Source organism: Reyranella sp. (assembly GCF_044224635.1).
Taxonomy (GTDB): Bacteria; Pseudomonadota; Alphaproteobacteria; order Reyranellales; family Reyranellaceae; genus Reyranella.
Map to the genome: position 1 here is coordinate 1 of NZ_JBGAKA010000064.1, position 26,996 is coordinate 26,996.

The window sequence follows — 26,996 nt, forward strand, 5'->3', positions numbered from 1 at the left end:
GACCAACTCCAACCGGGCCTCCGGCTCCGACTTCGACGCAAGCTCTGTGTCCGACATTTTTCCACTCCGCTCGTTGCCTCGGAGCCGACGATGAACAATCACAAGCCGTCTATGAAGATGCGGTCAGAACACCGCTTACGGAGGACCTACTGCTGTGCCTCTTGAGCTTGGCCATCAAGTTCCCGCCGGGGGAGTACACGGCCACCGTGCGCCGGGCGGATGACGCTCGACAGCCCTCCTCTAGCGTACTGCGCGGCGTCCTAGACATCGCAATAGAAGGCACCGCGACAGGCGGCCTTTCCGCTGCCGCCCGCGCGAGCGTGATCAACGCAGTTCTCCGCTGCATTGCTCCCGGCTGGAGGATCGAGCGGGTTCCCGACGATGTCCGCGCCATGAACGCGGCGTTGGCCGGGCTCGACGGCGCTCGCGCGTAGCAGGCAACCTTCACGGTTGCTCGGGAGTTAGAGACGTTGGTGGCTGATGCTGTCTGTGAGGGGGGCGTGATGGCTGGGCGTGTAGTAGCTACGCTGGCTGCTTTGCTTGCTGCGCCAACGGCTGTCGCCGATGCTCCGGTTGATCCAAATATGGTCATTCTCCCGTGGTGTCAGGGTGCCCCGCCCACGAGTGAGTGCGGCAAGAACAGCCCGTCACGCGTTGCGGTTCGCGCGGAGTTCGCGGCGTCTCCCGAGTGCGCCGGGCTCACGCTAGAAAACGATGGCCAAGATGCGCGCGGCCGATGGGTGCTTGAAGTGGAAACGGAAGTGTCTAGTGGTCGATATCAATGGGGGTTGCGCACAGCGGTTTATGCGCCGCCACCAAGCGCGTTTTATACGGGCACCGGCACCCCTCGCGAGATTGTTCGCCGAGTGTGCACCATCGTAGGGCGGCGCGGCGGCAACGTGGTGGAGTGAGCCTTTGGTGAAGGCTCTTACAAGCTGCGTAGTTGGGGCGCTTTTGACCGGGCTGATGCTGCCTTGCACGCCCGGTTACTCTCAGCCGGTGAGTAATCATTCAGCCAACTCGATCTTGCCGGGATGCCGCGTCGTGGCAGACTGGGACCCCAACGATCCGAAGGTGATCAGATCACAGCTTTTCGAGGCAGGCTTTTGCGCAGGCATCGTTGACGGCCTTCTCGGAATGGCCGGCGGGTTCAATCCGCAGATGCGGTCGTGTGTACCATCGGAGGTTAACGTTCAGCAGGCGGCAAAGTTGGTGGTCCAATTTCTCGACCTGAACCCGCAGGCGCTTCATCGGGACTTTCGAGCCGTTGTCGTTCTCGTCTTGAGAAACACATGGCCGTGTAAGGACTAGTGGCACGGCCCATCACAGCCGCCGCTGGCGTAAGCGCAGGCTGGCAAGGCAGAGGGTTCCGAAATTTTGATTTCAATTTTTTTGGAGGGCACGACCGGGAAGTCGCCTAATAGGCCGAAGTGCCGCCGGGGCCTCTGAGGGCGAAGGGGCCGAACGGCTGCGGATTTGTAGGAAACGGGGAGCGGAGGGCTATTGGCAGGGCTCCCCGCAGGGTGGTCCCCCCGCCGGGGGGCCTTCGGCCTGGGCGCCGCCGAGCGCTCTCGCCGTCCACGGCCCCGTGTCTGCGAGCCGCCGCGTCTGTGTCTGCGCATCGACGCTGACACGTCCCGTCATGCGACGGCCCGGGGGCCAGACTTCGTGCTGTCGCGCCGTGAGATTGGGTAGGCGCCCTGCCCTCTGCCCCGCTCTAGGTCCGTCATGGGAGAGCGCTCGTGCGGCAGCCCGTCGCAGGATGTCGAAACAGACGGTTCGTGAACGTCCTCTAGGCAAGAGCGCGACGCATCACATAACCGGGTTAGAAACCGGGTACTTTGTGAGTATGTAACTCTAATTATGTAATTAATACAGGAGGTTACGATGGATTATACATTCGTCTGGTATGAATTGATGACCACCGATGCCAAGGCAGCCGAGGGTTTCTACAGCAAGGTGGTGGGCTGGAAGCCGCAGGATGCCAGCCAGCCCGACATGGCCTACACCATGTTCCTCACCGGCGAGATGCCGGTGGCCGGTCTGATGACCCTGCCGCCCGAAGCCTGCAGTGCCGGCGCGCGTCCGGGCTGGGTCGGCTATGTCGGCGTCGACGACGTCGATGCCACGGCCGCGCGCGTCGCCAAGGCGGGAGGCGCCATCCACGTGCCGCCGACCGACATTCCCAACATCGGGCGCTTCGCCATGGTGGCCGATCCGCAAGGCGCTGCCTTCTCCCTGTTCAAGGGTCAGTCCGAGATGCCACGCCCGGCCGGCGGTCCGACGGCGACCGGCGCGATCGGCTGGCACGAGCTGATGGCCGGCGACGGCGAGAAGGCCTTCGCCTTCTATGCGGACATGTTCGGCTGGACCAAGGCCGACGCGCTCGATATGGGCGCCATGGGCCGCTACCAGCTGTTCAACTCGGGCAGCGACACGATCGGCGGCATGATGACCAAGCCGGCCGAGGTGCCGATGCCGTTCTGAACGTACTATTTCCGGGTCGATGCGATCGGCGCCGCAATGGAACGGCTCAAGCAGTCCGGCGGCACCGTGATCAACGGGCCGATGGAAGTGCCGGGCGGCGAGTGGATCGTCCAGGGTCTCGACCCGCAAGGCGCGATGTTCTCCCTGGTCAGCGCGAAGGCGTGACCTGACTCGCTGGGAGCGCGCCACTCCGATGACGCTCATCTTGTGAATCACAGACCCTATGAGCGCCATCGGAGTAGCGCGCTCCCAGCAATGACTAAGGCTCGGTCGCCCGGAACGGCTCTTCCTCGAGCAACGTCATAGCGTGAGCATGCAGGCGCGGCAGGCGAGCGGACATGTCGACGCCGAGGCCGCGCGCCAGCCGCTCGGCGATGAAGGCCGTGACGTCGGCCTGCGTGAGGCGGTCCAGCAGCAGGTAGCGGCGCGGCGTCTCGATCATGGCATCGACGGCGCCCAGGGCATGGGTCGCCTGAGCGATGCAGTCATCCATCCACGGCTGATGCACCTTCTCCGGCGGATGATGGTTGCGCTCGTAGGCGGCCGCGAGAAGCTTGTCGCACGCCCCCATCATGAGCGCCGCCACCCGCAGCACGGCACGGCGGTCGGCGCCCGCCGCCGGCGTCAACGCCCGCTCGCGGCCGTGCACCTCGTCGAGATGGTCGATGATGGCGGCACTGTCGACCAGCACCTCGCCATCGTCCAGGACCAGCGCCGGGATGCGTCCCAGCGGATTGGCCGCGCGCACTTCCGTTCGATTGCCGAATCCGGACACGGCCTCCTGCCGGTAGGCGATTCCGTACGCATCGAGCGTGATCGCGACGCGGCGCGTGTAGGGCGAGCGATTGACTCCGATGAGCAACATGCTGGCAAGACTGTAAGCCTGCATCCGCCGCCGGAACCAGTGCAACTTGTCAGCCAGCGACTTGCCGAGAAGGTGCGCTCCCAGCGGATTTCGTGCCGGCCGACTATCCGCGCCGAGCCGACTCTCGCTGCGCCACCAACTCGTCGCGCAGCGTGTTCATGATCCAGCAGAACACATCATGGCGGTCGTCCTTGTCAGGCAATTCGTGGAGGATCGGGCGCGGCGCCGTCGCCGCGAACGCCTCGGCGATTTCCGGATGCGCCGCCATCTTGGCCCGGTTGGCCTCGAGGATCAGCAGGTGATGCTCGTGCGATTCGAAGGCTATGGTGCGGCCATGGTAATCGAAGTGCGTCGGCAGCCGGCGCGGCGCCACATGCTTCGCGCGCGGCCCCCAAAGCGGCGCCGCCCGGGGTCGCCTGACCGGGCTGGCGATCAGCCAGGTGTAGAACGCCTCGACCGACCCGAAGGTCACGCCGTCCAGGACGAACGGCGTGTGCGCGAAATGCGACATCAGGCGCCCAATCTCCTCGTCCGATCGGGACCAGATGTTCAGCGGCGTCGTGTCGGCCGGTGTGCTCATCGCACCCAGACCCGGGCGACGAAGAAGGCTCCTCGCACCTCGTCGGCAGTGAGAGTCCTTCGATTGGGACTGTCGGGCCAGGGATCGCGCACGGTGAGCTCGGTGAGCCGGATGTGGCCGGAGCGGTCCTTGACGTAGCTCGCCGCGGTGAGGACGGTGGCATGACCGGCCGCGCCGATGATCAGCGGTCGGCCACGGTCGAGCTCTGACACGAGCTGCTTGGCCCCGTCGTTGAAGAACAGTTGCGTCGCCATGTCGGTGGCCGGGCTGCCGCCCGGTCCCGGAACGCTGGTCGACACCACCAGCGCCGCATCGGGCAGCACCTCGGCGCCGGCCTGGAACTTGAAGCCGTACTGGTCGATCCACTCGCCGTTGATCGCCCGGATGATCTGCGGCGCGTTCGCGCCGTCACCGTCGACCTGGCACTTGCTGCTGCCGAAGATCTTCTCGACGGCCCATTCCTGCGCCGTTTCGCGACCCTGCAGGGAGAACACGGCCTGGATGCAGGCCGCCCAGCACCAATCGCGGCAGCGCTGCCGTACCGTCTGCATCTTGCCGATCTCGAGCCCGGAAACGCACTGCTGATAGCCCCGTGCATCGGCGGCGGTGCACCGGGTGGCGCTGTGGGCCAGAGGCGCCTGCGCCAAGACGGCGGCCGGCAAACCGGCTACCACGAACCTGCGTGAAATCATCACGACGACCTCCTTCAATTGCGACGAATGGGATGAACGGCATCCTCACGCCCGCTTCTGCGACCACCGCTCGAGCAGACCGACGAGGGCCAGGAAGCCAACGACAGCCAGAAAGCCGAGCGCCTTGAAGCGGGCCACCGCGTCGAGCGCCATCATGCCGGCGAGGAACAGCGGACCCACGACCAGCGGCACGCCGAAGGCGAAAACCACGACGCGCGCTACCCAGTCCGGCTTGCCGTCGTCGCGGACAAGCCGGTCCCAGAACAGCAGGCCGAACACCGCGACACCCGCCGGGAAGCCCAGCGCCGTGGTGGTCGAGCCGACCGCGTCGCCGATCCGGTACGCGGTCGCATCGATGAGCCAGCCGAGTGCGCCGAAGGCGGCGGTGAAGTAGATCGCCGCGGCGATCACGGTGCCGGCGACGCAAACCACGAGCATGAAAACAGCAATCGCGAGATTTTTCATGGCTGGACCTCTAGTTGGACGTGGAAACCCGACGGACCGCGCAGGCGTCGATCAGCTTGTTCGATCCGAACGCCAGGGCGCCGACGCCGAGGATCGACAGGTAACCCAGGGTCGTCGCCGTCTTGTTGGCGCCCATCAGCACCAGCACCTTGAACGCCGGCTCGGCAGACGCGTAAAGTGGCAGTGCGATACACGGCAGGGCAACCAGGCCCGCCGCGATCATGGCGACGATGTCCGTGAAGGTTTCCTCGTCGCCGCACAAGGCATGGACGAGGCGAACGCCGATCACCGCCCCCGCCGGCACGCCGAAGGCAAAGGCGGGGAAGCTGGCGCGGCGTCCTAGGTCGTCGGCCGCAATGGCCGCGTTGGCCATCCAGTCGGGCACGCCGAGCACGGCGCCGAAGTAGAGCGCGCCGACGATGACGCCCAGCACGGCGCATCCGATGACGATCACGGGCGCAAGAACGATGTTTCTCATGGTGTTCTGCCTCCATCCGGCTGGCTCCTGCCAGCCGCGGGGCGGACCATACGGAGGCACCCTTCCGGCCGCGATTGCCGGCCATTGCCGGCGATTGCTGCCGGACGCGCCGGCCGTCATCTTCAGGCCTTCACGACATATTCTGCCTGGGCGACCGTGACCGCGCCGGTCCATTTGCGCAGCTTGTCCTCGGTCAAGCGCCTGAGATTCGTGAGGAATCGGCTGGTCTCGCCCTCGTCCATGATGCCGGCCGACGGGGCGGCGCCGCGCGGATCGAGACGGGCGATCGCCTCCTTCTGCCATACCAGCGCACAGGTCACGATGAAGCGGCCAGGCATCGGGTTGACCGGCTCGGCCTGGCGCAGCAGCAGCAGCCGGCCGTCGCTCAGGGTCGGAACGATCGGCGCCGGCAGCCAGAGCAAGGTCTCGCCCCAGCTCAGATCCCACAGGTGCTTGCCGATCGGCGCCGGGTCGCGGGTGAAGAAAGTGTAGGCGGCGACCGGCGCCTCCTCGGCGACGATCACCGCCAGCTGACCCTTGTGCTTGCCGACCTCGAACACCACCGGCCCGGTCCCGCCGGACGGCTGCACGTCGCCGCCGAACGAGCGGGTGGCCGAGAACCGCTCGACGACCAGGCGTGGATTGTCGTGGCCGCGCGGCGGCTCCAGTGTCATATCGCGCAGCAGCGCCTGGTGGGCGCGATCGAGATTGCGGGTCGCCGCACCCCCCAGTGAGCCCAGCAGCCGAGTCACGAAGGTCAGGACCGGCAGCTCGAGATCGGCCGCTTCGAGGGCCGGCGCTGCCGGTCCGTCAGCGGGTGCCGCCTTCTCCGCCCGCGAGCGTGCCACACCAATCCAGTCGTTCATGAAGCGCGTGAGGTCCTGGGCGATCACCGGCGAGCAGCCGAGATCGCCGCGCAGCAGCTTGGAGAAGCGCTGGGCGCCGTCCTCGGTCTTGAAGACGTGATTGCCGATCCAGTTGTCGGGATCGTTGACGTCCGCCAGCTCGCGGAAGGCGCGCCACTTGAGATAGAGATTGGGGATGGCGGTCATGGGGCGATGATCCGGTTGTGACGGCGACGCTGTCCGGGCGCTCTCAGCGGCCGGCCTGCCGCTCCGCCCACTTTACATGCTCCTCGGCAGCAAGCATCAGCAGGCCAACTTCCTTCTGCACCCGCGCCTTGACGAGATTTTGACGGACCTCGTCGCTCCGCGCCGTACGCAAATTCGGCTCCTGGAGCAGGAGCTGGTAAAGCACCCTCGGATTGGGCGATCGCACCAGGCATCCGATCAGCGTGTCAGCGACATAGCAGGGGAACTCCCGGGACGGTGCTGCAGGCGAAGCGACCTGGACCGTGATTGTGCCGCGCCATGCACGTTCGTTGAAATGCTTGGCGATCACATCGTCGTCGCCTAGCAACAGCTTCACGAGCCCAAGAGAATCGAGATCGGCAAGCGTGAACCGTGCTGCCTTGCTGGCGTCGGTGAAGACGATGTAGCTGAACCCCTCCCATGACGGTATGCCGGCCTTGGGCTTGGGTTGGGGAAGATCGTCTCGCACGAAGTACACGCGCGAATAACTCTCGATGCCGAGGCGCTTTTCCTTTTCGTCGCCACTGCAGCAAAACGGCTCGATGAAGTGGAAGCGATAGCCGAAGGGTATCTGCGAGGCGGGGAACTCGGTGGCCAGCACATAAGCAAGATCTCGCTTCTCCCCTGCCGGGTTGTTGGCGGCCGTGCCGTCGAATAGTCGCCACCCGCCAAGCCACGTCATCGAGACAATGACCGCCAACACCGCGATCGCGGACAGTCCGACCAGCGGCCGTCGCCAATGCCGGCGGCGGGGCTGCGCTTCTGACGGTTGAGGTAAGGGCAAGATCGGCGCGCTGCTGTCCTCCGCCGGCTTGTCCTTCGATTTGCTGACGGCGGCGTCGCGCTCCGTTTGCGCCAGAGCCGGCAGCGAACCATGCATGTACAGGGCCGGCTTCTGCTTTCCGGCAGTCGCCTCGCGCACCCGGTCCGCCGCCTCGACGAAAACATCGTGGATGCGCCTCCCCCGTTCGAGCAGACCCGGCAAGGCATCGACCAAGGCCGTGGCGTAAGGGCTGCGGTCGCTCTCGCCATCCTCGGCCACCTCGCCGGCCGCCGTCGAATAGACGACCAGCATGCCCTCGGCCGGCAGCTTCAGCGCGGCCAACCCGTGGGTCACGTCGCGTGAGGACACGGCCATGTCGGGCAGCGGATTGTTGCGGCAGGCATCGAGCACGATGACGTTGGCCTTGCGCGGCATGCGCGCCAGCTCGGCCACGATCTCGTCAACCCGGAGTGCGCCCACGGCGAGGTGCCGACTCGACGGAATGTTGGCATTCACTGGCAGCAGGTAGTTCGTGCCGTCGTGTTGGATACCGTGTCCAGCATAGTAGAACAGGGCGACTGAGGTCGATCCGGCCTGCTCCAGGCGGGTGCAGAAATCGACGACCGCGCCGTGAAAGGTAGGCTTGTCGGCATCCTCGAGAATGGTGACGGTGAAGCCGAGCCCACTGAGTGTGCCGCCGATCAGGCGGACATCGTTCACCGGGTTGCCGAGCGCGCCCTGGGCATACCGGGCATTGCCGACGAGCAGCGCCATGCGCGGCTCGCCGCCGGGCGGCATGGGCGCTTCCGCGCTGCCGTTCCGTACCTGCCGCTGTTCCGTCCCACCAGACCCGAAATACCGTGACGCCATGGTCCGCCGCCGTTGGCCGCCATTATAAGTCACACCGGTGCGGACGGCGATGCCGGCGACAGGAACCTGCGGGATTCAATCACCGTGACACTGGCCCCTCCAAGGCTCCCAAGGCGCATGGCAAAAAATGCCGTCATCCCAACCGAAGCCGAGCACAGCGAGGCGCAGTGGAGGGACCTTTCTTGTTGCAGCATTTGCGAGACAAGGTCCCTTGACTGCGCCGGCCTTCAGACGGCTCCGCTCGGGCTGACGGAGTATTTTGGAAATGAGAATGCCCTGCAGGCCCTGCTCTGGCCTTCGTCCGACGCTTCAGAGGCCGGCCATTCGTTCCGCCCACTTCACATGCTCTTCGGCCGCATGCATCAGGAGGCCAGCCTCCTTCTGCACCCGCGCCTGGACGAGCTTCTGGCGAGCCTCCTCGGTCCGCGCCATGCGCAGGGCAGGCTCCTGCAGCATCAGGTAATAGAGCACCCGAGGGTTGGGCGAGCGCGCCAGGCAGCCGATCAAGGTATCGGCGACGTAGCACGGCAACTCCCTGGCGGGTTCCGGTGGCGACGAGACGGTTACCGATATCGTGCCCCGCCACGCCCGCTCGCTGAAACGCTGGGAGGCCTCTTCGTCGGTGCCGAGCATCACCTTCAGGAGGTCAACGGAATTGATGTCCGAAAGCTTGAACCTCGCAGCCTGGCTGGCATCGGTGAAGAAGATGTAATTGTAGCCCTCCCACGAGTTGAATGGTTCCTTCGATGCGGGTTTCGGAAGATCGTCGCGAATGAAGAAGTCTCTCGAGCGAGCTTCAATGCCGTAACTCTCGTCGCTCGCGGTCATGCAACAGAAGCCCGTGGGAAAGGCGAAGCGATAACCGGAAGGTGTAAGCGACGCCGGGAACTCCTCGCCGAGCATTGACCTGAATCTCTCCCACCGGGTCTCCGTCATGTCTCGGATCAGCTGTCTCGTGGCGGGGAACGGCCCGAATTCAAGTGCCAGCGTTGCCCACCCAAGTGCCATGAGCGTGGCCACTACGCCGACCATCCAGGCCAGCGGCTTCCTCCAGCGTTGCCGTCGCGGCGCCGTCGGCGCGGGCGCCGCGCCTGGTTCGGGGATCTCCGGGCGCCGCGCCTCCGGCTCCTCCAGGGCCGGCAGCGAGCCATGCATGTACAGAGCAGGCTTCTGCTTGCCGCCCGTGGTCCGACGCACACGGTCGGCTGCCTCGACAAAAACGTCGTGGATGCGCCGGCCGCGCTCGAGCAGGCCCGGCAGGGCCTCGACCAGCGCCGTGGCATAGGGACTACGGTCCTTGTCGCCATCCTCGGCCACCTCGCCGGCAGCCGTCGAGTAGACCACCAGCATGCCCTCGGCCGGCAGCCTCAGCGCCGCCAGGCCTTGCGTCACGTCGCGCGAGGACGCGGCCATGTTGGGCAGCGGATTGTTGCGGCAGGCGTCGAGCACGATGACGTTGGCCTTGCGAGGCATGCGCGCCAGCTCGGCCACGATCTCGTCGACCCGGAGAGCACCCGCTGGCAGATGCCGGCTCGACGGTATCTCGGCCTTGACCGGCAGCAGATAGTTCGTGCCGTCGTGCTGGATGCCGTGGCCGGCATAGTAGAAGAAAGCCACCGAACCCGATCCCGCCTGCTCGAGGCGGGTGCAGAAATCGATCACCGCGCCGTGAAAGGTGGGCTTGTCGGCATTTTCGAGAATGGTGACGGTGAAACCGAGCCGGCTGAGGGTGCTGCCAACCAGACGGACGTCGTTGACCGGGTTACTGAGTGCGCCCCGGGCATACCGGGCATTGCCGACGAGCAACGCCATGCGCGGCTCGCCGGCGGACGGCGCGGATGCTTCCGTGCCGCCGTCCGACTCCCGGGGCTGCTCCGTCTCGCCAGAACCGAAATACCGTGACACCATGGTCTGTCGCCGTTGGCCGCCAGTATAGTTCACCCTGGTGCGAACGGCGATGGTAGCGAGTCTGCTTTCAGCATCAATCGCCGGTTGGTGGCTACGCCGGGACTTCCGAGCAGGACGGCCGCCGCTGCTTGCCGAACCGGCCAAGGGCGTCCAGCACCTGCCAGTGTTCCTTGGTCGACCAGACACCATTGCGCTGCTCGACCTCGACGGTCCCCAGAGGAAAATTCGACTGCCACTTCGACCACACGCCATCGGGCCCGCCGCCGCCGCGCGTCACCGCGATGTGGCGGGCCGCCTTGGCGACTATCTGCACGCGTCCCTTCCACTGCAGGCCATTCAGCCGATCGGCCTCGGTCATCTTGTCGCCTTGCCCGCTCCAGTGCGGTTCCAACCCGCTGGACACGACGTAGAGCGTGTGGGGTTTGGCCTGCCTGGCATCCAGCGGGGCGGCAAAGCCGCCTTGCGGAGGGTCAACATCGATTGCCGTGACGATCTTGTCCCCGCAGTTCTGGCGCTGGGCCATGAAGGCCCGCATCGCCTCGTTTGCGGCAGCGATGTCGACAGAGCTCGGTGCCGCCGAGGCGGCAACCCCGACCGACAGCGAGGCGAGCGAAAGGGCGGTGGTAATTGTCTTGCGCATGAAAGGCTCCTGTTGGATGGCGGAAATCCGGGAGGCGGAACGGCCGCGTGGCGTCGCCGCGTTTTGCGGCGGTTACGAGGACGATGGCAGCCGCCGCACCACGCGGCCCCGCCTACCTACCTGCCAGACGGGCGGGGGCCGGGAATTTGACAGGCGGGTAAGACATCTTCGCCGGGATCGCGCCACTCCAGTGGTGCTCATGGGATGTGTCGCACCTCCCCCGTTTGAACCTCGTATGAACGGGGGAGGAACGCGGGATGGGTCCATTCCCGGCCGATCGGACCTTGCTTCGGCTCTAGCGGATGACCCACTTGGCTTTGGCGAGCGCCCAGGCGAGATGGGCCTGCGCGGCGGCAAGCAGGCCGGTCGCCTCGGCGCGCACCCGGGTCTCGACGATCGTCCGACGCTCGGCGTCGCTGTGGGCGATGCGCAGGCTCGACTCCTGCAGCATCAGATGGATGACGGCCGGCGCCTTGTCAGTCCAGGCCAAGCAGCCGATCAGCGTGTCCGCTGGGATGCAACGCAGCTTGAGCAGGGTGCCGTTCGCCGTCTTGACCTCGACCGTGAACGTGGTGCGCCAGGCGCGCGGGTCGAACCGCTCCATGTCCTCGTCCTTGCCGTAGAGGTTCTTGAGGTTCTCGACGGCCTCGGGCTCGGTCAGGGCGAACTTGGCAGCCGCCGAGGCCGTGCTGAACACGTAGTACTGGTAGCCTTCCCAGCCAACCTCGAGCGGCGGCTTGCCCGGCGCGCCGGGCTTGCGGTTGAAGCGCATCTCGATGCGCCTTTCAACGTAGTGGCGCCTGTCCTCATCGCCGCGGGCGAGCGGCTGCACGAAATCGAAAACGTAGCCTGGCGGCACGGATTGCGGCTGCAAGTCCTCCTGAATGGCGTCCCACAGGGCCTCGTCAGCGGCGTCCTTGGCCTGTCCCGCCGTCGCCTGCATCAGCAGGCCAGCGGCCAGCAGCGAAATAACGTAGTTCCTGATCATGTCTCCTGTCCTCCTTGGTTGGCGGCAGGCGCCGGGCCAGGACCGGCCAGCGCTGCTCACATCACCTTGACCAAATCGAATCGCGGTTCCGATTGCCGCGGATTGCTCCTCGTTGCCGGAAATTGCCGGGCAGTCAGCGCCGCGCGGCGTCACGCGTGCAGATCATGTTCGGGTAGGCGAGCTTGTGCTGCGGCAGCGCCGCCGGGGAGAATCCCTTCGGCCAGTAACCGCCGCGCTCGAACGCCATGCGCAGGTCGCGGGCGATCGTCTCGGCGTCGAAGAAACCCTCCATGCGGTAGATCTCGGTCAGCACGTCGGTGCGCGGCGCGATCACGCTGATCGTCGGGAAATCGGTCAGCTTGAGATGCAGCGCCATCCGGCGGGCGAACTCGTCCTCCTGTGGCGGGCCATAGACGAAGACCGCGATGCCCGCGAGCTGGTTGAGGTGCGGGCACGGCAGCACTTTCTGGGCAAGCATCTGCGAATAGCTCGACTCACGGCTGCCGAATACGACAACCATCGGCTTGACGGTCTCGACGGCCTTCTTGAAGGCTTCGAGCGTGCCCGCCTTGCCCCAGCCGATCTGACGGCCTGATATCTCGCTGTCCCGCAGACGGTCGAAGGCATCTCCAGCCGGCTGAGCGGCAACCGGACCGCCGGTCGCCGCCAACACCGGCAGCGCCAAGGCAGCAATCAGGCTGGCAATGTGCTTGGTGGTGAACATTCGTCTCTCCTTGGTTTGGGTCGGCGCCGTCCTGGCGCCGGTGGCGCAAAAGACCACCAGCCCCACCGCAAAACGATTGCTGGCGATTGGAGGGGGATTGCCGATCTCAGCTGACTGCAGGTCGCTGGGACCGCGCCACTCCAGTAGCGCTCTCCCTGCTGGATCTCTCTTGAGCGCCACTGGAATGGCATGGTCCCAGCGCATGATGCCCGCTTCCGCCGGCGTGCCGAAGCCCGTCTCGAAGCCCGGACAGCAGGCAGACCAACCGAAGCCTCCCCTCGAACCAGCCGACCAGCGAAACAATCACTTCTGAGGCCCTGCTTTCCCCCGTCCCACGTGGCGCAATCCTTGCGGGAATCCTTGCGATCCACGAAGATCAGGCTGGACGTTGGGGACTGCGGGGTGTTTGGGGGCAACAGTGAAGGACGATTTGCGAATCGACTCACGACGCATGGACTTTCTTCAGCGGGTTCTCGAGGGAATGGCGGACGACGCTGACGAGGCTGAAGGGCGATTGCGGGACAATCCAACAGATTTTGCGGCGGGGCGTCGGGTCGAGACGATCTACGCCTTGGCGAACCAGATTCTGGACGGCATGCACGCGTTACGTGCCCGGCACAGACGCTACGCGACGATCTACGTCATGCGCGACGAGCCAAGTGCGCGCGCTTATCGGCAGACGCTCGGGTAACCGCCCCCCGAAGGCCACCGGCGTCGAACCGTGGTGCAGAAGCGCGGACGATCCGTGATGGTGGCTGGGCCGGGATTGCGAATATGTTCGGCCCTTAATCCGATCCGGGTCCGCTGAGCTTGCTCAAAGAAATTACCGACTTGCGCGACGAAGCCAACGAGTTGCACCGGCTGCTGAAATCGCTGGGTCGCGCCGACTGGCAACGCGCCACCCTGTTCAAGGCCTGGACGGTCGATGACATCGTGCGCCACCTGCACATGGGCGATCGGATGGGACTGGCCTCGGCGACGTCCCCCGAGGCATTCCGCGCCCTCATGGACGACGTCCGCGCCCGGCGGGCCGAAAGTCCGAGCCGCCTCGAGGAGACCAAGCAGCGGCTGAACGGCCTGGCCGGCCCCGACCTGCTCGACCGATGGCGGGCGACGCTCGACGCCCTGTGTGCGGCCTTGGCCGAAAAGGCGCCCGAGGCCCGCCTCGTCTGGGCCGGTCCCGACATGGGCCTGGGCATGTTCGCCGCGGCGCGCCAGATGGAGATCTGGGCGCACAGCCAGGCGATCTACGACCTGCTCGGCGTCGAGCGGCCGGCGCCCTCGCCGCGCCTGCGCAACATCGCCGAGATCGGCGTGCGCACCTTCGGCTGGGCCTACCGGAATCGCGGCCTGCCCGTGCCTCCCATCCGCCCTTTCATCAACCTCGCGACACCATTTGGCGAGAGCTGGACGTGGAACACGCCCTCGGCGAACGAAGCTGTGACCGGAGACGCTTTCGCCTTCTGCCAGGTGGTGACGCAGACCCGCAATGCTGCCGACACCGATCTGCACATCGCCGGACCAACGGCCCGGCACTGGATGAGCATCGCCCAGTGTTTCGCCGGCCCGCCCGAAACACCGCCGGCGCCCGGCTCGCGCCATCGCGCCGCCCCTGAGACGGGTCGGCGCGCCTGACTTCCGCACAGTCCGTCCGCCGGAGAAAGACATGGCCCGTACGCCGCAACCGATCCGTTCCGACATCGCCTGGAGCAACCGCACGCAAATCGTCGTGCGCGGCAAGAGCCTGCCCGAAGAGGTGATCGGCGAGCTCAATCTCGGTGATTTCTCCTACCTGCAGCTCACCGGCCGCATGCCGACGCGCGAGCAATCGCGGGTATTCAACGCCATCCTGGTCACCCTGGTCGAGCACGGCCTGACGCCGAGCGCCATCGCCGCGCGCTTGACCTATGCCGGGGCTCCCGAATCGATGCAGGCGGCCGTTGCTGCGGGCTTGTGCGGGCTCGGCACGGTGTTCGTCGGCAGCATGGAGACCGCGGCGCGCCTGCTCTACGAGACGCTGCCCGACGGGCCGGCCGGGGTCGACCTCGAGGCCAGGGCGCGCGAGGTGGCCAAGACCTATGCCGACGCCCGCCGAATCCTTCCCGGCGTCGGCCATCCTATCCACAAGCCGGTCGACCCGCGCGCGCCGCGGCTGTTCCTGGTGGCCGAAGAATGCGGTCTCGACGGCGGCTACTGCAGCTTGATGCGCCTGATCGCGGGCGAGGCTGAGAGACTCTCGGGCAAATCGCTGCCGGTCAATGCCACCGGCGCGATCGGCGCGCTGTGCTGTGAACTCGGCTTCCCCTGGAAGGTGGTGCGTGGCTTCGGCGTGATGGCGCGCGCGGTCGGGCTGGTCGGCCATATCATGGAGGAAGCTGAGCGTCCGATCGCCAACGAAGTCTGGCTACGCACCGAGGAAGAAGCGAGCCGGCATATCCGCCAGCCCGATTGACCGATCCGGACCGCAATTTCACAGGAGAGAAGAGAAACATGCCTGCGCCTTATGCAACCCATCGACGCCAGCTTGAGCTGATCCTGCAGGCCTGGGGCATGCCCGAAGGAACGGCAGCCAGCACCGCCGAGATCATGAGCTGGGCCGATCTGCACGGCATTGACACGCACGGTATCTCGATGGTGCCGCCCTATGACGAGCGGCGGCGTCTCGGCAAAATCGACATGCGGGCCTCGCCCAAGACGACGCGCGAGACAGCCGTGTCGGCGGTGATCGACGGGGGTGGGGGCCTCGGCCATGCCAATGCCCGTCGCGCCATGGAGCTCGCCACCGAGAAGGCGAAGGCGAGCGGCATCGGCATGGTTGCGGTGCGCAACTCGGCGCATTTCGGCGCCTGCGGCTTCTACGCCATGATGGCGGTCGAGGCCGGCCTGATCGGCATGGTGACCACCTCGGCGAGCGGCATCCAGGTGGCGCCGACCCATGGCGCCCAGGCACGCTTCGGCACCGACCCGATCGCCTTCGGCGCGCCAGGCAAGCCAGGCGAGCCCTTCCTGCTCGACATGGCGACGACGACCGTGGCGGCCGGCAAGATCCGCAACAAGGCCAACGAGAACCTGCCGACGCCGCTCGGTTGGCTAGTCACCGCCGAAGGTAAGCCCAGCACCGATCCGCGCGAGGTCAGCAAGGGCGGTTTCATGACTCCCCTTGGCGGGACGCCGGAGGGCAGCAGCCACAAGGGCTACGGTCTCTCGGCAATGGTCAACATCCTGTCGTCGGCCTTGTCCGGCGCCACCATGGTGACCGACCCGGCTCACACCAAGAAACCTGGCACGATGGACATCGGCCATTTCCTGCTGGCGATCGATCCTGGCCTGTTCCGCGATCCTGCCGAGTTTCGCGCCGAGGTCGCCGCATTCTGCGACGCGCTGCGTGCCACGAAGCCAGCCGAAGCGGGCCGGCCGGTGTTGGTCGCGGGCGATCCCGAGCGGCGCACCGCAGCGCAGCGGATGAAGACCGGTATACCGGTCGGACCCAACTTGCTGGCCAAGGTGCGCGAGGTCGCGCTCGCGTCAGGCGCGGTGTGGATCATGGAGGGCTAGAGCACGTCCCTGCCGGCTGGAAAAGGCAGCCGTTTCAAACCGCCACGCAGCCTTGGGACACGCGGATGCCACGATAAGGACACCACTGCGCGCTATTGAATCGTGGCATTCACGAGCGCAGGGGGAAATCCTTGCTCTTCACGGCCCACCGGCAACTTCCAACCTGCCATGTCGTTGTCGATTCGTACCGTCCTGAAACGGTACGACAACGAACAGGCAGGCCCACGATAATGAAAACTGCTCTGGTTGCGTCCGTTGTGCTCACGTCGCTGGCTGGAGCCGCTGGTGCCGGCATGTTGATCTCGACGCCAACGCGCAGCGTCGGAACGGTCACTGTGCGGCCGGCACCTCAAATGCCGGTGCAACAAGTGAGCGTGCCTCCGGTAGCCGCTCCAGCCGTTGCCGCCGTTCCCGCCCAAGTCGCCCCCGCACCTCCTGCTCCTGCAGCCAAGCCCGACTTGGTAGATACCGCTCGCCCCCCTGTGCCGCTCCGGATCACCCACAGGCAGCCGCTGCCCGAGAAGCCTGGCGTATCGGACAGCAAGGCCAATGCGAACGGCATTGCCACAACCGATGGCAGTGCCGGTACGGACAAGCCGGAGGCAGCGCCCGACGAGAAGTCGCAACAAACGGCCCGAGCAGCCATCGAAGCCGATGGCTACAAGGGTGTGCAGATGCTTAGCCAAGGCAGTAACGGCGTCTGGAAGGCGAGTGCGTTGCGCGGCAAGACGCGCATCGTCGTGAGCGTCGATCAGGCTGGCAACGTCTTCACCGAGTGAATGTGGCTGTCTCGTGCCACGAATGTGGAACCGTTGACATAAGATGGCGTTGAACCCTGCGATCTGGACAGGGTGTGTCATTGGGCACCAGGCGGCGAAGACATTTCCGACTCGCTTGCGCTTGCTCGTCACACGATGAGAAAGACCGGGGTGGCGCGCAGACGCCCGCTACGGTCGGCGGGAAAGAGTCCGGCTCAAGCGGGGACCTGCTTTCCCACCACGGAGACTTGTCATGTACATGAAGATCACGGCCGTCCTCGTCGCGGCAGCGTTGTTGGGCGCCTGCAGCACCCCGGAGCCACCCCCGCCGCCGCCTCCCCCACCGCCTCCCGCGGCGACCAGCTACATGGTGTTCTTCGACTGGGATAGGTCAAACCTGTCGCCCCAGGCGCTCACCACCATCCAGCAGGCCGCCGGCACCTGGAAGGCGCGCAGAGCAGTGCGCATCACCGCGACCGGCCATACCGACACCTCCGGACCGGAGAGCTACAACATGGCGCTGTCGCTTCGGCGCGCCAATGCGGTGAAGGACGCGCTGATGCGCGAGGGCGTGCCGGCAACGTCGATCGACGCCATTGGCGTCGGTGAATCCCGTCCCCTGGTGCCGACCGGCGACGGCGTGCGCGAGCCGCAGAACCGGCGCGTCGAAATCGTGGTTGGCGGCGGCGGCACGGTGGTCAGCACCGTGTTCGCGGACCCGCGTTCCTATTGCAAGGCGCTCAGCGACAAGTGGCGCGAGTTCCGCACCTCGCAGCTCGACACACCCGAAGCGGCGGCCATCTCGAAGTGCGAGGCCGGCAACTACCAGGAGGGCATACCGACCCTCGAGAATTCGCTGATCGCCAACAAGATCCCGCTGCCGGCGCCCGGCTATCGGTGGCCCGGCCGGCCGATCGGTCCGAGCTGACCGTCTCTTCCCTCGACATCGATGCGACGCCGCCCCCAGGGCGGCGGCGTCATGGCGGCCGCATATCAACTCGCGGCGTCCCCTCACGCGTTCGCTCGACCAAGATCGATATCGGCGATGACCGGGAGATGATCGGACAAGGTGCGTGCCTCGGGATCGGTCCAGGAGGCGACGAGCAATCCCGACGGCCAGAGATAAATGCCGTCGAGCGCGAACAGCGGAAGCACCGCCGGAAAGGTGCGGTGTCGACTGCAATCGGGCAGGACGCGCGCCAGGTTGCGACGCACCGAGCCCGCCCAGAACCAGTCATTGAAGTCGCCCATCGCCAGGGTCGGATCGTCGCGACCGCCGAGCATCGCCAGGAGCTTGTTGATCTGGCTTCGCCGCTCGCGAAGCGACAGTCCGAGGTGAGTGGCGACTATCCGCATCGAGCCGAACGGACCTACCATGTCGGTGCTGATGGCGCGACGCGGCTCGCGGCGGCGGAATGACAGGTCGTGGATCTCCGTGTTGACCAGCGGCCAGCGGCTGATCAGAGCCTGCCCATAGTCGCCATCCGCGGTGCTGATCGCCCGGGCGCCGACGCCGTGGCTGCCGAGCGCCCGCTGCAGCACGTCGAACGGATCGCCGATGTGGGCTGCCCGGGCCCCGCTCGGCGGCGATTTCCGACAGAATGTCGCGCAGCCGCGCCGGCTCGGTGAACTGGGAAAGGTCGGTCACTTGCCAAGTCACTGTCGGGTCCAGGGCAGCCAGCCCGCCAATCGCCAACGCCATGCCCGGGCCACGCATGCCCTTGCGCTCAGCCGAGCGCCCACAGCTGCCCCGTCCACTTGCCGAGCTGCAAGGGGTGCGGCGGATCAGCCAGCCGCCCGATCATGCAAGCGACGACGCTGCGATCAGGCTTGCCGTCGTCGATTGGGCGCAAGCTGTGGCCGCTGTCAGACAAGGTATCGGCTGCATGCACGAGAGAGCCGCTGGCGGCAAGCACGGCTGCAACGCGCTCGGCTGAAACGCCGCAATGCTCGCCGAGCAGTCGATTGCGCAGGCCGGCGATCGCGGCGCGCTGGGCGCATCCGTCCTCGCCATCGGCCGCCTCGACAGCCAGGTCGCATTCGGTGTCGGTGCCCATCGACCGGTTGTCGAGGTTCGCCGACCCAAAACGCAGGAAACGGTCGTCGATCACCATCACCTTGGAGTGCACTATGGTGTCCGTTGCCCGCCCTTCCCTTTCGACATGAGGATAGAGCAGGCGCACGCGCCCACCGCCGGCTGCGCGCAGGGCGCGCCAGAAGCGGATCCTGCCATTGCGCATGGTGTGCCGTTCCAGGAACGAGTCGTGCGCCACGATCACCACCTCGAGCTCTGGCCGCCGACGGAGCTGGCGTGCCGGCCCTCCTGGATCCCCGGCTCGTCGCCATAAGGCGGCTGGGTACGCGCGATCCCCACCTTGAGATCATGAAGCCTCACCCGTTCGTGCGCATAGGCGATGCTCACGGCAATCTCATCCATGAGGGTCGTGATGTCCTTGCGGGCCACCGTGTCTTGCGCGCCGTTCATGATGCTCGCCAACAGCGAGCCGACGAACTGACCGCCTCACCAGAGCCTGCTGGATCTGCCCGGTTCAGTAAGCAATCCACCCGCATCCGACGATCGGTTGAACAGGTTGCCTGCCCGCAACGTCGCCCCAGTGCGGCGTCGCAGCTCGTCACCGCGGCGCCGCCCGTTGGTTCGCGACCGCTCAGACGTGGTTGGCGATCAGCGTCTCGGCATTCCTGATCCCCGTCAGGATGGCCTGCGGCGCGTCCGTCACCGCGTCCAGCAGCGCGGTGGCCGCCGCGACGTCGCTCGCCCCGGCCCAGACCGTGTTGTGCGCCTGCTGCTCGTGCACGTACTCCAGGCTCACCGCCACCTTGCCCATCAGCGTCGTGATGTCCTTGCCCGCCGCCGTGTCCTGCGCCCCGCTCATGATGTTGATCAGCACCGAGCCCACGAACTGGCCGGCCTGCAGCGTCGCCTTGATCTCGCCCGTCCAGTAGGCCAGCCCACCGGCATCCGACGAGCGGTTGAACAGGTTGTTGTAGACGCTGTCGAGGAAGGCGCTGATCTGGCCGTCGGTCGCGTTGAACGGATTGGCCAGGAAAGGATAGAGCGCCTTGGCCTCCTCGCTGATGCCGAACGAGCTGGCGATGTTGGAGAACAGCGCCGCCGCCCCCTGCGTCGGCAGGTTCTGCACGAACTGGCCGACCCAGAATCCGTGCCCGCCGGCATCGGCGGCCCGACCGAAGAAGGCCGCATAGGTCGAGGCGATCTGCTGCTCGGCGGTCAGCGCCAGCAGGTTCAGAGTCGTCGATCCTCCGGCCTGCTGGACCGGCACGATGTAGACCGTCGCCTGGCCATCGCCCCCAGCCCCGTTGGCGCCTGAGGCGTGATAGCTGAAGCTGTCGATGCCGGCGAAAGTGCCGGTCGGCGTGTAGGTGACACCGCCATCCGCCCCGAGCTGCAGCTGCCCGTGCGTCGCGTTGGCCTGCAACGTCGCCGTCACCGGCGGCGTGGTCTCGTCGTTGCTCAGCACCCCGACCGCGGCGGCGGCGGTCAGCGACTTGCCCTGCAGGATGACGTAGGCATCGTCATGCGGCCTCAGGTCGTCGTTCAGGATCGTGCCGTTGGCGCTCGCCGCGCCGAGCGTCAGGCCGGCCGAAGGATTGGCGAGCGTGACGATGAAGCCGTTGTCCGGCTCGACCGTCACATCGCCGAGGACGTTGATGGAGAGAGTCTTGGTGGTCTCGCCGGCCGCGAAGCTGACGACCCCCGACGGCAGGACATTGCCCACGAAGTCGGCGGCATTGGCGGGATTGGTGACCGAGCCGGTGACCGCATAGCTCACCGACGCGCCCGCGGCGGCGCTGCCGGTGCGGGTCACCGTGAAGGTGAAGGCCGTCGCGCCGCTGTTGCCTTCCGCCTTGACCGAAGCGGCCGCTGATATCGACACGGCCGGCGGCGCGCCGTCGTCGTTGCGGATGGTGCCGATGGCCGACCCTGTCTGGATCGCAAGCCCCGCCGAGGGGTCCTTGAGCGAGATGGTGAACTGCTCGTCGGCCTCGATCTCGGTGTCACCGACGACCGGGATCGAGACCGTCTTCACCGTCTCACCGGCAGCGAACGTCACCGTGCCGCCGTCGAGCGGACCGGAACCGAAGTCGGGCGGATCGGCGCCATCGGATCCGGAACCGACGATCGACCAGGCGACGGTCTGCGCGGTGAACGCCGTCGTGCCGCTGTTGCCTTCCGGCTTGTCGGCAGACGCCGCGGCAATCGACACTACCGCCGTGCCGGCGGCGACGATCGTGCTGGAGATGGTCAGAGTCTGATCGGCGAGCGCCGCCGAGAAGCCGGTGTCGTTGCTCTCGCTGGCGTGCAGCGTGAGCGTCAGGCTGCGGGCTCCCAGGGTCGATGTATCGACGCCCACAGAGAACCCCTTCTCCGCTCCCGCCGCCAGGCCGGCGAAGGCGTTGGCGCCGGTCAGGGTGAAGCCGCTGCCCGCCTGGCCAAACGTCCCGGACAGGTCGTTGCCCGGAGAGGCGACCAGGTTGGCGACGGCAAGCAACAGGTTCTCGACCTGCTGGCCTTGCACGAAGGCGCCGAGATTGAGCGTCCAGCTGTTGCCGACGTGGCTCAGGACGCCCGCGCCGAAGAGCTTCTCGAAGGCCGGGCTGGCATGCGTTCCGGCGACGGGCGTGTTGTTGGCCACGTCGACGTCGGCCGTGCCGCCGAACACCAGGATGCCGCCGCCATTGGTAATCTGGACCCGCAGCGTTTCCGACGCGGCCGTGATGGCTGCATTGGGAATGCTGATCGTGATCGTCGCCGAGCTCTGCCCCGCCAACAGGGTGACCTGGCCGGTCGGCAAGGTGCCGCCGAAGTCGGCCGCGTTGAAGTAGCCTGCCCCCGGCGCAACGACAGCGTAGGAAATCGTCGAGCCGCTGGACGTGTCCCCGGTGCGATAGATCTCGAACGCCACGCCGGTCGTGCTGCCCTGCGCCTCCACCACTTCGGGCGCAATGGCCGAGATGCCCACCAGCGGGAAGCCCGCTGTCCCGTCCGAGAACTGGGCTAGGGTGACCGTCCGAGCACCATGTTGCTGCTGGTTGGCGGTGAGCGTGATCAGGTCGAGATTGCCTGTCGCCAGGAAGTCGAAAGCGGCCTGCTGCTGCAGGCCCGGGTCGGTGATGCCGGCCTGCAAAGCGAGCACTGTAGCCCGCGCTACCGCGTCCTGCGGAAGATTGGCCAAGGTGAGGGCCTGCTCCGGGAACGCCTTGTTGGTGAAAGTGCTGGTGGTCTGCCCCGCCCCGTAGTCGAGGAGCGACGTCGCCTGCGCAACTCGCCAGGCGTCGGCGAAGGCGCCGTAGAGCTGCGCCGTCGAAAGCGGCATCGGCAGCACCGTGCCGTCCTTCAGGGCGAAGTCGTTGCTGCCAAGCTTGTCGTTGTTGCCGAGAAGACCCTGCACCGTCGCCGGCGCCGCATCGTCACCGAGCGAGACACTGACGTCGAAATAGGCGCCGGACCAGGCGAGCACGTGGACCGTCCGGCCGGTATCGTCGACGACGTTGTAGCGGCCCGGCGACACCAGATCGATGTGACCCTCGGCCAGCACAAACGTATTGTTCACCAGGGTAACCGCCGAACCATCGACCCAGACGAGATCGGCCCGGCCCTGGTCGAACGTCACGCGCTGGCTGCCGATCTTGACGGCAACCTCGTTGATCGCCGTGACCGCCGAGCTGCCGAAGTACGGCGACGTGCGGATCTGGACCTCGAACGTGTCGCCCACGACGGTCGACTTCGCCAGCACGAATTCGCCGACGCCCTGGAAGTCGTAGTAGGTGCCGTCGAAGGTCGTGAAGTGCGGTTCGCCCGAGGCGCCGCCCTTGTTCGTCGTGTTGGTCGTGGTGCCCTGGTTGTTGTGATCGTTGTAGCCGGCCGCGTTGCTGAGCTGCGTCGCCGCGTTCAGCTTCTCGATCGCCTTCCAGATATCGGCGCCCAGATCGTCGACGTAGATCGCCGAGCCGATGCCGAGAGGATCTCCCGGCTGATCGCCGGACGTTACCTGCAGGTAGGTGACGGCCGGCCCGAAATAGAGCGTGTCCGAGCCAGACCCGCCGTCGATCGTGTTGATACCCTTATTGTCGACGATGAAGTCGTCGTTGTTGCTCCCGATGATCTGGTTGTCGCCGTCGAGGAGCCGGTGGTAGTAGCTTGTCCCGCCGGTCAGGATCGTCGAGGTGAACGGCTCCAGCATGGCGTGCCCGTTCACTGCATCGCTGGTGAACGACGCGATCTTGATCGGCTGGCCGCCGCCAGTGGCAGCGGACACGATGATGGTGTCGACATTACCGGCCGACGGAGCGAACTGGCCGCCCGCCCCGAGCTTGAGCCCGCTGCCATCGAACTCGACCTGGATGCCGTTCGAGTAGTTCACGATATACTTCTGGCGGAGCCCGCCGACGTCGATGTTCGACAATGTCGCCGACGTGGCCAGCGCCAGCACCGGGAACATGCTGGTGTAATCGTAGTTCGACGGTCCGAACATCTGGAACACGCCGTTGTGCACCGTCGCACCCGGCGTGATGCCGCCGCCGGTGATCATCGTGCCGCCCGCACCGTCCGAGCCGACCGTGAAGGACTGGCCGATGTTCGAGGCCGTCAGCTGGAGCGACGCGATCTCGACGCTGCTCGAGTTGAGGACATGCAGGACACTCTTGGAGTCGACCGTGGCGCTGGTGCCGCCGCCAATGCCCCGCAGGTCGATCTTGTCGAGGGCGTCGAAGCCCACGATCGTTCCCTTGAAAGCTGCCGGGGTGTCGAGACGTAGGGTCGCCGAGACGCCATTGAAGAACACGGCGTCGGGAGATCCCGTCCCCAGCTGCAGCGTCGCGTTGGACCCGATCTTGTTGAGGCCCGCACCGAGGATGCCACCCGTTACGACGAGCACACCGTCGGTCGCCTCGAGGTAGCCATCGTTGAAGACCAGGCCGTCGATGGTTCCCTTGCCGGTCAGGGTGCCGCTTCTGTCCAGGGTCACCCTCGGCGAGTCGATCGTTCCCCCCGCGAGCTTCAGGGCTCCGGTGCTGTACAGCGCGCCCGCGCCCGGGTTTTCGAGAACGCCGCCGCCATTGACGAAGATGACGCCGGTATTATCAGTGAAGTTCGCGATCTTCAGGAAGGCGTTGTGCGTACCCGACCCGGTCAACTGGATCGTGCCGGCATTTTCCAGCGCGCTGGCCGTCACCGTGACGTCCAGGGTGATGGACACGTTTCCGATATTGAGGCCGTTGACGTCGGTGCTGTTGTTGGTCAGCGATCCGCCGATGGCGAGCAGGCTGCCACCGGCGCCGCCGATGTAGTTCGCATCGAGCGCGACCCGACCCGTCCCGCTGATGGTCAGGCCGGTGCTGGTCTGGCCGAGCGTCGCACCGTTCTGGAGGTTGAGGCTGCCCGACACGTGAAAAAGCTCGTTCAGGGCCGAGTTGCTCGCGGAGGCGAACTCGTTGGCGACGCGGGCGTTCTTGCCGTCGAGCCACAGCGTACCGTTGACCGTATCGATCTGGCTGCCGTCGAACTGGAGCAGGGCGTTGTTTTGCAGATAGACGAAGCCAGTCTGGGATCCGTCGGTGCCGAAGCCCGCGGTGCCGTCGACGATCAACGCCGCCTGTGCCGTCGAGCTGCCGACAATGCTGATGTGCCCGCTATTGTTCAGGCGCGTCGCGGAAACGGTAACGTCCGCCTTGATCGAGCTGTTGCCGATATTGAGTGCGTTGATGTCCGTGCTGGTATTGGTGAGCGTGCCGCCGATCTTGAGCGTGCTGCCGCCGTTGCCGCCTAGGTAATTCGCATCGAGCGCCACCCTGCCGGTGCCGGTGATGCTGAGACCGCCGCTGGTCGTGCCGACCGACGCCCCGTTCTGCAGATTGAAGCTGCCCGATACCGTCGCCAGGTCGACCAGCGCCGAGTTGGTCGACGACGCAGCGGCGTTGGCGACCCGTGCATTCTGGCCGTTGAGCCAGAGCGTGCCGGCGACCGTATTGAACTGCCCGCTCGCGAACTGAAGCAGCGCGTTGTTCTCGAGGTAGACGAACCCGGTCGCCACACCGGCCGTGCCCATGGAGGCGACACCCTTGGTGATGTCGAGCGTCGATTGGGCGACAGCACTGCCGATAATGTTGATGCGCCCGGTATTGGTCAGAAACACGGCCGTGACCGTATCGGCCGACTTGATCGAGCTGTTGCCGATGTCGAGCGCGTTGACGTCGGTGCTGGTGTTGGTCAGTCGCCCGCCGACGGAGAGCGTGCTGCCACCGGAACCGCCGAGATACGGCGCGTCGAGAGCGACCCGCCCGGTGCCGGTGATGCTGAGATCACCGGTGGTCTTGCCCACCGAGGCGCCGTCTTCCAGCGCGAAGGTGCCGGAAACTTCGCTCAAGCCGGTCAGGGCCGAGTTGGAGGACGTGGCGCCCGTAAAGGCGACATGGGCATTCTTGCCTTCCAGCCACAGCGTGCCTTTGACCGTGTGGATCGCCCCACCCGCGGTGAACTCCAGGAGGGCATTGTTCTGCAGATGGACGAAGCCGGTCGCCGTCTGAAATGCGCCCAGGGAAGCGAGGCGCAGCGTGGCCTGCGCGGTTGTACTGCCGACGATGTTGATCTGCCCGCTATTGATCAAGTCGACAGCGGACATCGTGACGTCCGATGTGATCGTGGAATTGCCGATCGAGAGCGCGTTGATGTCTGTGCTCGAGTTGGTGAGCGTGCCCGTAAGAGTGAGGGTGCTGCCGCCGTTGCCGCCGATATAGGACGCGTCGAGGGCGACACGCCCCGTGCCGGTGATGTTGAAGCCCGCGAAGGTGGGATTCGTGACCGACGCCCCGTTTTGCAGATTGAAGGTGCCGGCAACCGTCTTCAGTTCAGTCAGAGCCGAGTTCGTCGCCGGATCGCTGTTGTTGGCAACGCGGGCATCTTTGCCATTGAGCCAGAGGGTTCCGTTGACCGTCTGGATCTGCCCGCCCGCGAATTGCAACAGCGCATTGCTCTCGAGATAGACGACCCCGGTTTGCACCAAATTCGTTCCGAACCCGGCATTTCCATTGATCTTCAACGTCGACTGGGCGGCGGCACTGCCAATGATGTTGATCTGGCCGGTGTTGACCAGCCCGGTCGCCGTCACCGTGTTGGCCGAGGTGATGCCGCTGTTGCCGATATTCAGGGCGTTGATGTTCGTGCTAGTGTTGGTGAGCACCCCGCCGACGGTCAGCGAGCTGCCGCCGGCGCCGCCGATGTAGTGCGCGTCGAGTCCGAGCCGGCCTCCCCCGATGATGCTCAAGCCACCGCTGGTCGGACCCACCGAGGCCCCGTTCAGCAGATGGAAGTCGCCGACGACCGTCTGCAAGCCTACCAACGCCGAATTGGCCGACGTGTCGCTGGCAATCGCCATGCGCGCGTTTGCGCCATCCAGGTACACCTGCCCATCGATCGTGACGATCTGACCGCTGGCAAACTGCAGCAGCGCGTTCCTTTGGAGATAGACAACGCCCGTCTCTAGTCCCGCCGTGCCGAATCCGGCGACACCGGTGATGTTCAGCGTGGATTGGGCGGTAGCGCTGCCCACGATGTTGATCCGGCCGGTGTTGATCAGCCCGCTGGCCGTCACCGTGTCGGCCGAGGTGATTCCGATGTTGCCGATATTCAGGCCGTTGATGTCGGTGCCCGAGTTCGTCAGCACCCCGCCGATGATCAGGCTGTTCCCGCCCTGGCCGCCGAGATAGTTGGCGTCGAGGGAAAGTCGCCCAAGCTCGGTGATGGTGAGCCCGCCCGTCAGCGTCGCCGTCCCGCCCGGGTTCTTGATGTCGAGCGTCGCACCGCTGATGCCGATCGAGTTGACGGTGATCGTGGTGCTGAGGGTGGCGAAGCCGGTCGCCAGGAATGCGTCGTCACCGAACGCCGGGACGCCGAGCGGGACCCAGTTGGCGTCCGTCTCCCAGGCACCGGAAGAACCAGCCCAATTCTTGATTGCCATGACCCCGTCTCCCCGCGCTGAGTTGCGGACGCAAAAATGCCGTCAACCCTGGAGGGGCAGACGGCCTGATGAATATCCTGTCGGCAGGAAGCCGGGCGGCTCGTTTGGCCCGGCTACGTTCTTATCCTTGTTCGTGA

At 66.0% G+C, this 26,996-nt stretch carries 22 protein-coding genes and 1 pseudogene; 8 read left to right on the forward strand and 15 right to left on the reverse strand.

Annotation, left to right across the window (positions count from 1 at the left end):
* Nucleotides 1-966: 966 nt before the first annotated feature.
* Nucleotides 967-1,311 carry a Rap1a/Tai family immunity protein gene (locus ACILR9_RS34175; RefSeq protein WP_395714494.1) on the forward strand — a complete coding sequence of 115 codons (345 nt, stop codon included), beginning with the start codon at nucleotides 967-969 and terminating at the stop codon, nucleotides 1,309-1,311.
* Between the two features lie 576 nt (nucleotides 1,312-1,887).
* Nucleotides 1,888-2,652: pseudogene (locus tag ACILR9_RS34180) on the forward strand (VOC family protein).
* Between the two features lie 94 nt (nucleotides 2,653-2,746).
* Here the strand turns inward: ACILR9_RS34180 and ACILR9_RS34185 are convergent.
* The 11 genes from ACILR9_RS34185 to ACILR9_RS34235 all read right to left on the reverse strand — a co-directional run bounded on the left by ACILR9_RS34185 (nucleotide 2,747) and on the right by ACILR9_RS34235 (nucleotide 12,551).
* Entirely contained in the window at nucleotides 2,747-3,352 is a 606-nt protein-coding gene (locus ACILR9_RS34185; RefSeq protein ID WP_395714463.1) for a glutathione S-transferase family protein, read from the reverse strand.
* Nucleotides 3,353-3,455: 103 nt separating this feature from the next.
* Entirely contained in the window at nucleotides 3,456-3,932 is a 477-nt protein-coding gene (locus ACILR9_RS34190) for a hypothetical protein (protein ID WP_395714464.1), read from the reverse strand.
* The gene (locus tag ACILR9_RS34195; RefSeq protein WP_395714465.1) at nucleotides 3,929-4,624 is read right to left on the reverse strand and encodes a hypothetical protein; all 696 of its coding nucleotides are present in this window, start codon (nucleotides 4,622-4,624) and stop codon (nucleotides 3,929-3,931) included. The genes ACILR9_RS34190 and ACILR9_RS34195 overlap by 4 nt, the downstream gene beginning before the upstream one ends.
* 45 nt (nucleotides 4,625-4,669) lie before the next feature.
* Nucleotides 4,670-5,089: a hypothetical protein gene (locus ACILR9_RS34200; RefSeq protein WP_395714466.1), complete on the reverse strand. Its 420-nt coding sequence runs from the start codon at nucleotides 5,087-5,089 to the stop codon at nucleotides 4,670-4,672.
* Nucleotides 5,090-5,099: 10 nt separating this feature from the next.
* On the reverse strand, nucleotides 5,100-5,567 hold the full coding sequence (locus ACILR9_RS34205) for a hypothetical protein (protein WP_395714467.1): 468 nt from the start codon (nucleotides 5,565-5,567) through the stop codon (nucleotides 5,100-5,102).
* A 122-nt stretch (nucleotides 5,568-5,689) separates the two neighbouring features.
* Nucleotides 5,690-6,619 (reverse strand): hypothetical protein, encoded by a 930-nt coding sequence (locus ACILR9_RS34210; RefSeq protein ID WP_395714468.1) that lies wholly within the window; start codon nucleotides 6,617-6,619, stop codon nucleotides 5,690-5,692.
* Between the two features lie 43 nt (nucleotides 6,620-6,662).
* Nucleotides 6,663-8,195 carry a caspase domain-containing protein gene (locus ACILR9_RS34215; RefSeq protein ID WP_395714469.1) on the reverse strand — a complete coding sequence of 511 codons (1,533 nt, stop codon included), beginning with the start codon at nucleotides 8,193-8,195 and terminating at the stop codon, nucleotides 6,663-6,665.
* A gap of 405 nt (nucleotides 8,196-8,600) precedes the next feature.
* Complete coding sequence (locus ACILR9_RS34220; protein WP_395714470.1) at nucleotides 8,601-10,343, reverse strand: caspase domain-containing protein; 1,743 nt, start codon at nucleotides 10,341-10,343, stop codon at nucleotides 8,601-8,603.
* Entirely contained in the window at nucleotides 10,291-10,839 is a 549-nt protein-coding gene (locus ACILR9_RS34225; RefSeq protein ID WP_395714471.1) for a hypothetical protein, read from the reverse strand. The genes ACILR9_RS34220 and ACILR9_RS34225 overlap by 53 nt, the downstream gene beginning before the upstream one ends.
* A gap of 295 nt (nucleotides 10,840-11,134) precedes the next feature.
* Nucleotides 11,135-11,827 (reverse strand): hypothetical protein, encoded by a 693-nt coding sequence (locus ACILR9_RS34230; protein ID WP_395714472.1) that lies wholly within the window; start codon nucleotides 11,825-11,827, stop codon nucleotides 11,135-11,137.
* Between the two features lie 133 nt (nucleotides 11,828-11,960).
* Entirely contained in the window at nucleotides 11,961-12,551 is a 591-nt protein-coding gene (locus ACILR9_RS34235; RefSeq protein WP_395714473.1) for a hypothetical protein, read from the reverse strand.
* Between the two features lie 418 nt (nucleotides 12,552-12,969).
* Between ACILR9_RS34235 and ACILR9_RS34240 the strand changes: the two genes are divergently transcribed.
* From ACILR9_RS34240 to ACILR9_RS34265, 6 genes are all read left to right on the forward strand, one after another.
* A complete protein-coding gene (locus tag ACILR9_RS34240; protein ID WP_395714474.1) occupies nucleotides 12,970-13,242 on the forward strand; it encodes a hypothetical protein in 273 nt (90 codons plus the stop codon).
* A gap of 140 nt (nucleotides 13,243-13,382) precedes the next feature.
* The gene (locus ACILR9_RS34245; protein ID WP_395714475.1) at nucleotides 13,383-14,186 is read left to right on the forward strand and encodes a TIGR03084 family metal-binding protein; all 804 of its coding nucleotides are present in this window, start codon (nucleotides 13,383-13,385) and stop codon (nucleotides 14,184-14,186) included.
* Nucleotides 14,187-14,217: 31 nt separating this feature from the next.
* The gene (locus ACILR9_RS34250) at nucleotides 14,218-15,003 is read left to right on the forward strand and encodes a citryl-CoA lyase (protein ID WP_395714476.1); all 786 of its coding nucleotides are present in this window, start codon (nucleotides 14,218-14,220) and stop codon (nucleotides 15,001-15,003) included.
* A gap of 38 nt (nucleotides 15,004-15,041) precedes the next feature.
* Nucleotides 15,042-16,106 (forward strand): Ldh family oxidoreductase, encoded by a 1,065-nt coding sequence (locus ACILR9_RS34255; RefSeq protein ID WP_395714477.1) that lies wholly within the window; start codon nucleotides 15,042-15,044, stop codon nucleotides 16,104-16,106.
* 230 nt (nucleotides 16,107-16,336) lie between these two features.
* A complete protein-coding gene (locus tag ACILR9_RS34260) occupies nucleotides 16,337-16,885 on the forward strand; it encodes a hypothetical protein (protein WP_395714478.1) in 549 nt (182 codons plus the stop codon).
* A 232-nt stretch (nucleotides 16,886-17,117) separates the two neighbouring features.
* On the forward strand, nucleotides 17,118-17,792 hold the full coding sequence (locus tag ACILR9_RS34265) for an OmpA family protein (protein ID WP_395714479.1): 675 nt from the start codon (nucleotides 17,118-17,120) through the stop codon (nucleotides 17,790-17,792).
* Between the two features lie 83 nt (nucleotides 17,793-17,875).
* Here the strand turns inward: ACILR9_RS34265 and ACILR9_RS34270 are convergent, their stop codons facing one another.
* The 4 genes from ACILR9_RS34270 to ACILR9_RS34285 form a co-directional block, all read right to left on the reverse strand.
* Nucleotides 17,876-18,406, reverse strand: coding sequence for an endonuclease/exonuclease/phosphatase family protein (locus tag ACILR9_RS34270; RefSeq protein ID WP_395714480.1), 531 nt, complete (start codon nucleotides 18,404-18,406; stop codon nucleotides 17,876-17,878).
* Nucleotides 18,407-18,591: 185 nt separating this feature from the next.
* On the reverse strand, nucleotides 18,592-19,146 hold the full coding sequence (locus ACILR9_RS34275; RefSeq protein WP_395714481.1) for a phospholipase D-like domain-containing protein: 555 nt from the start codon (nucleotides 19,144-19,146) through the stop codon (nucleotides 18,592-18,594).
* A complete protein-coding gene (locus tag ACILR9_RS34280) occupies nucleotides 19,140-19,349 on the reverse strand; it encodes a hypothetical protein (RefSeq protein ID WP_395714482.1) in 210 nt (69 codons plus the stop codon). The genes ACILR9_RS34275 and ACILR9_RS34280 overlap by 7 nt, the downstream gene beginning before the upstream one ends.
* Before the next feature lie 181 nt (nucleotides 19,350-19,530).
* On the reverse strand, nucleotides 19,531-26,859 hold the full coding sequence (locus ACILR9_RS34285) for a Calx-beta domain-containing protein (protein WP_395714483.1): 7,329 nt from the start codon (nucleotides 26,857-26,859) through the stop codon (nucleotides 19,531-19,533).
* Nucleotides 26,860-26,996: the final 137 nt, after the last annotated feature.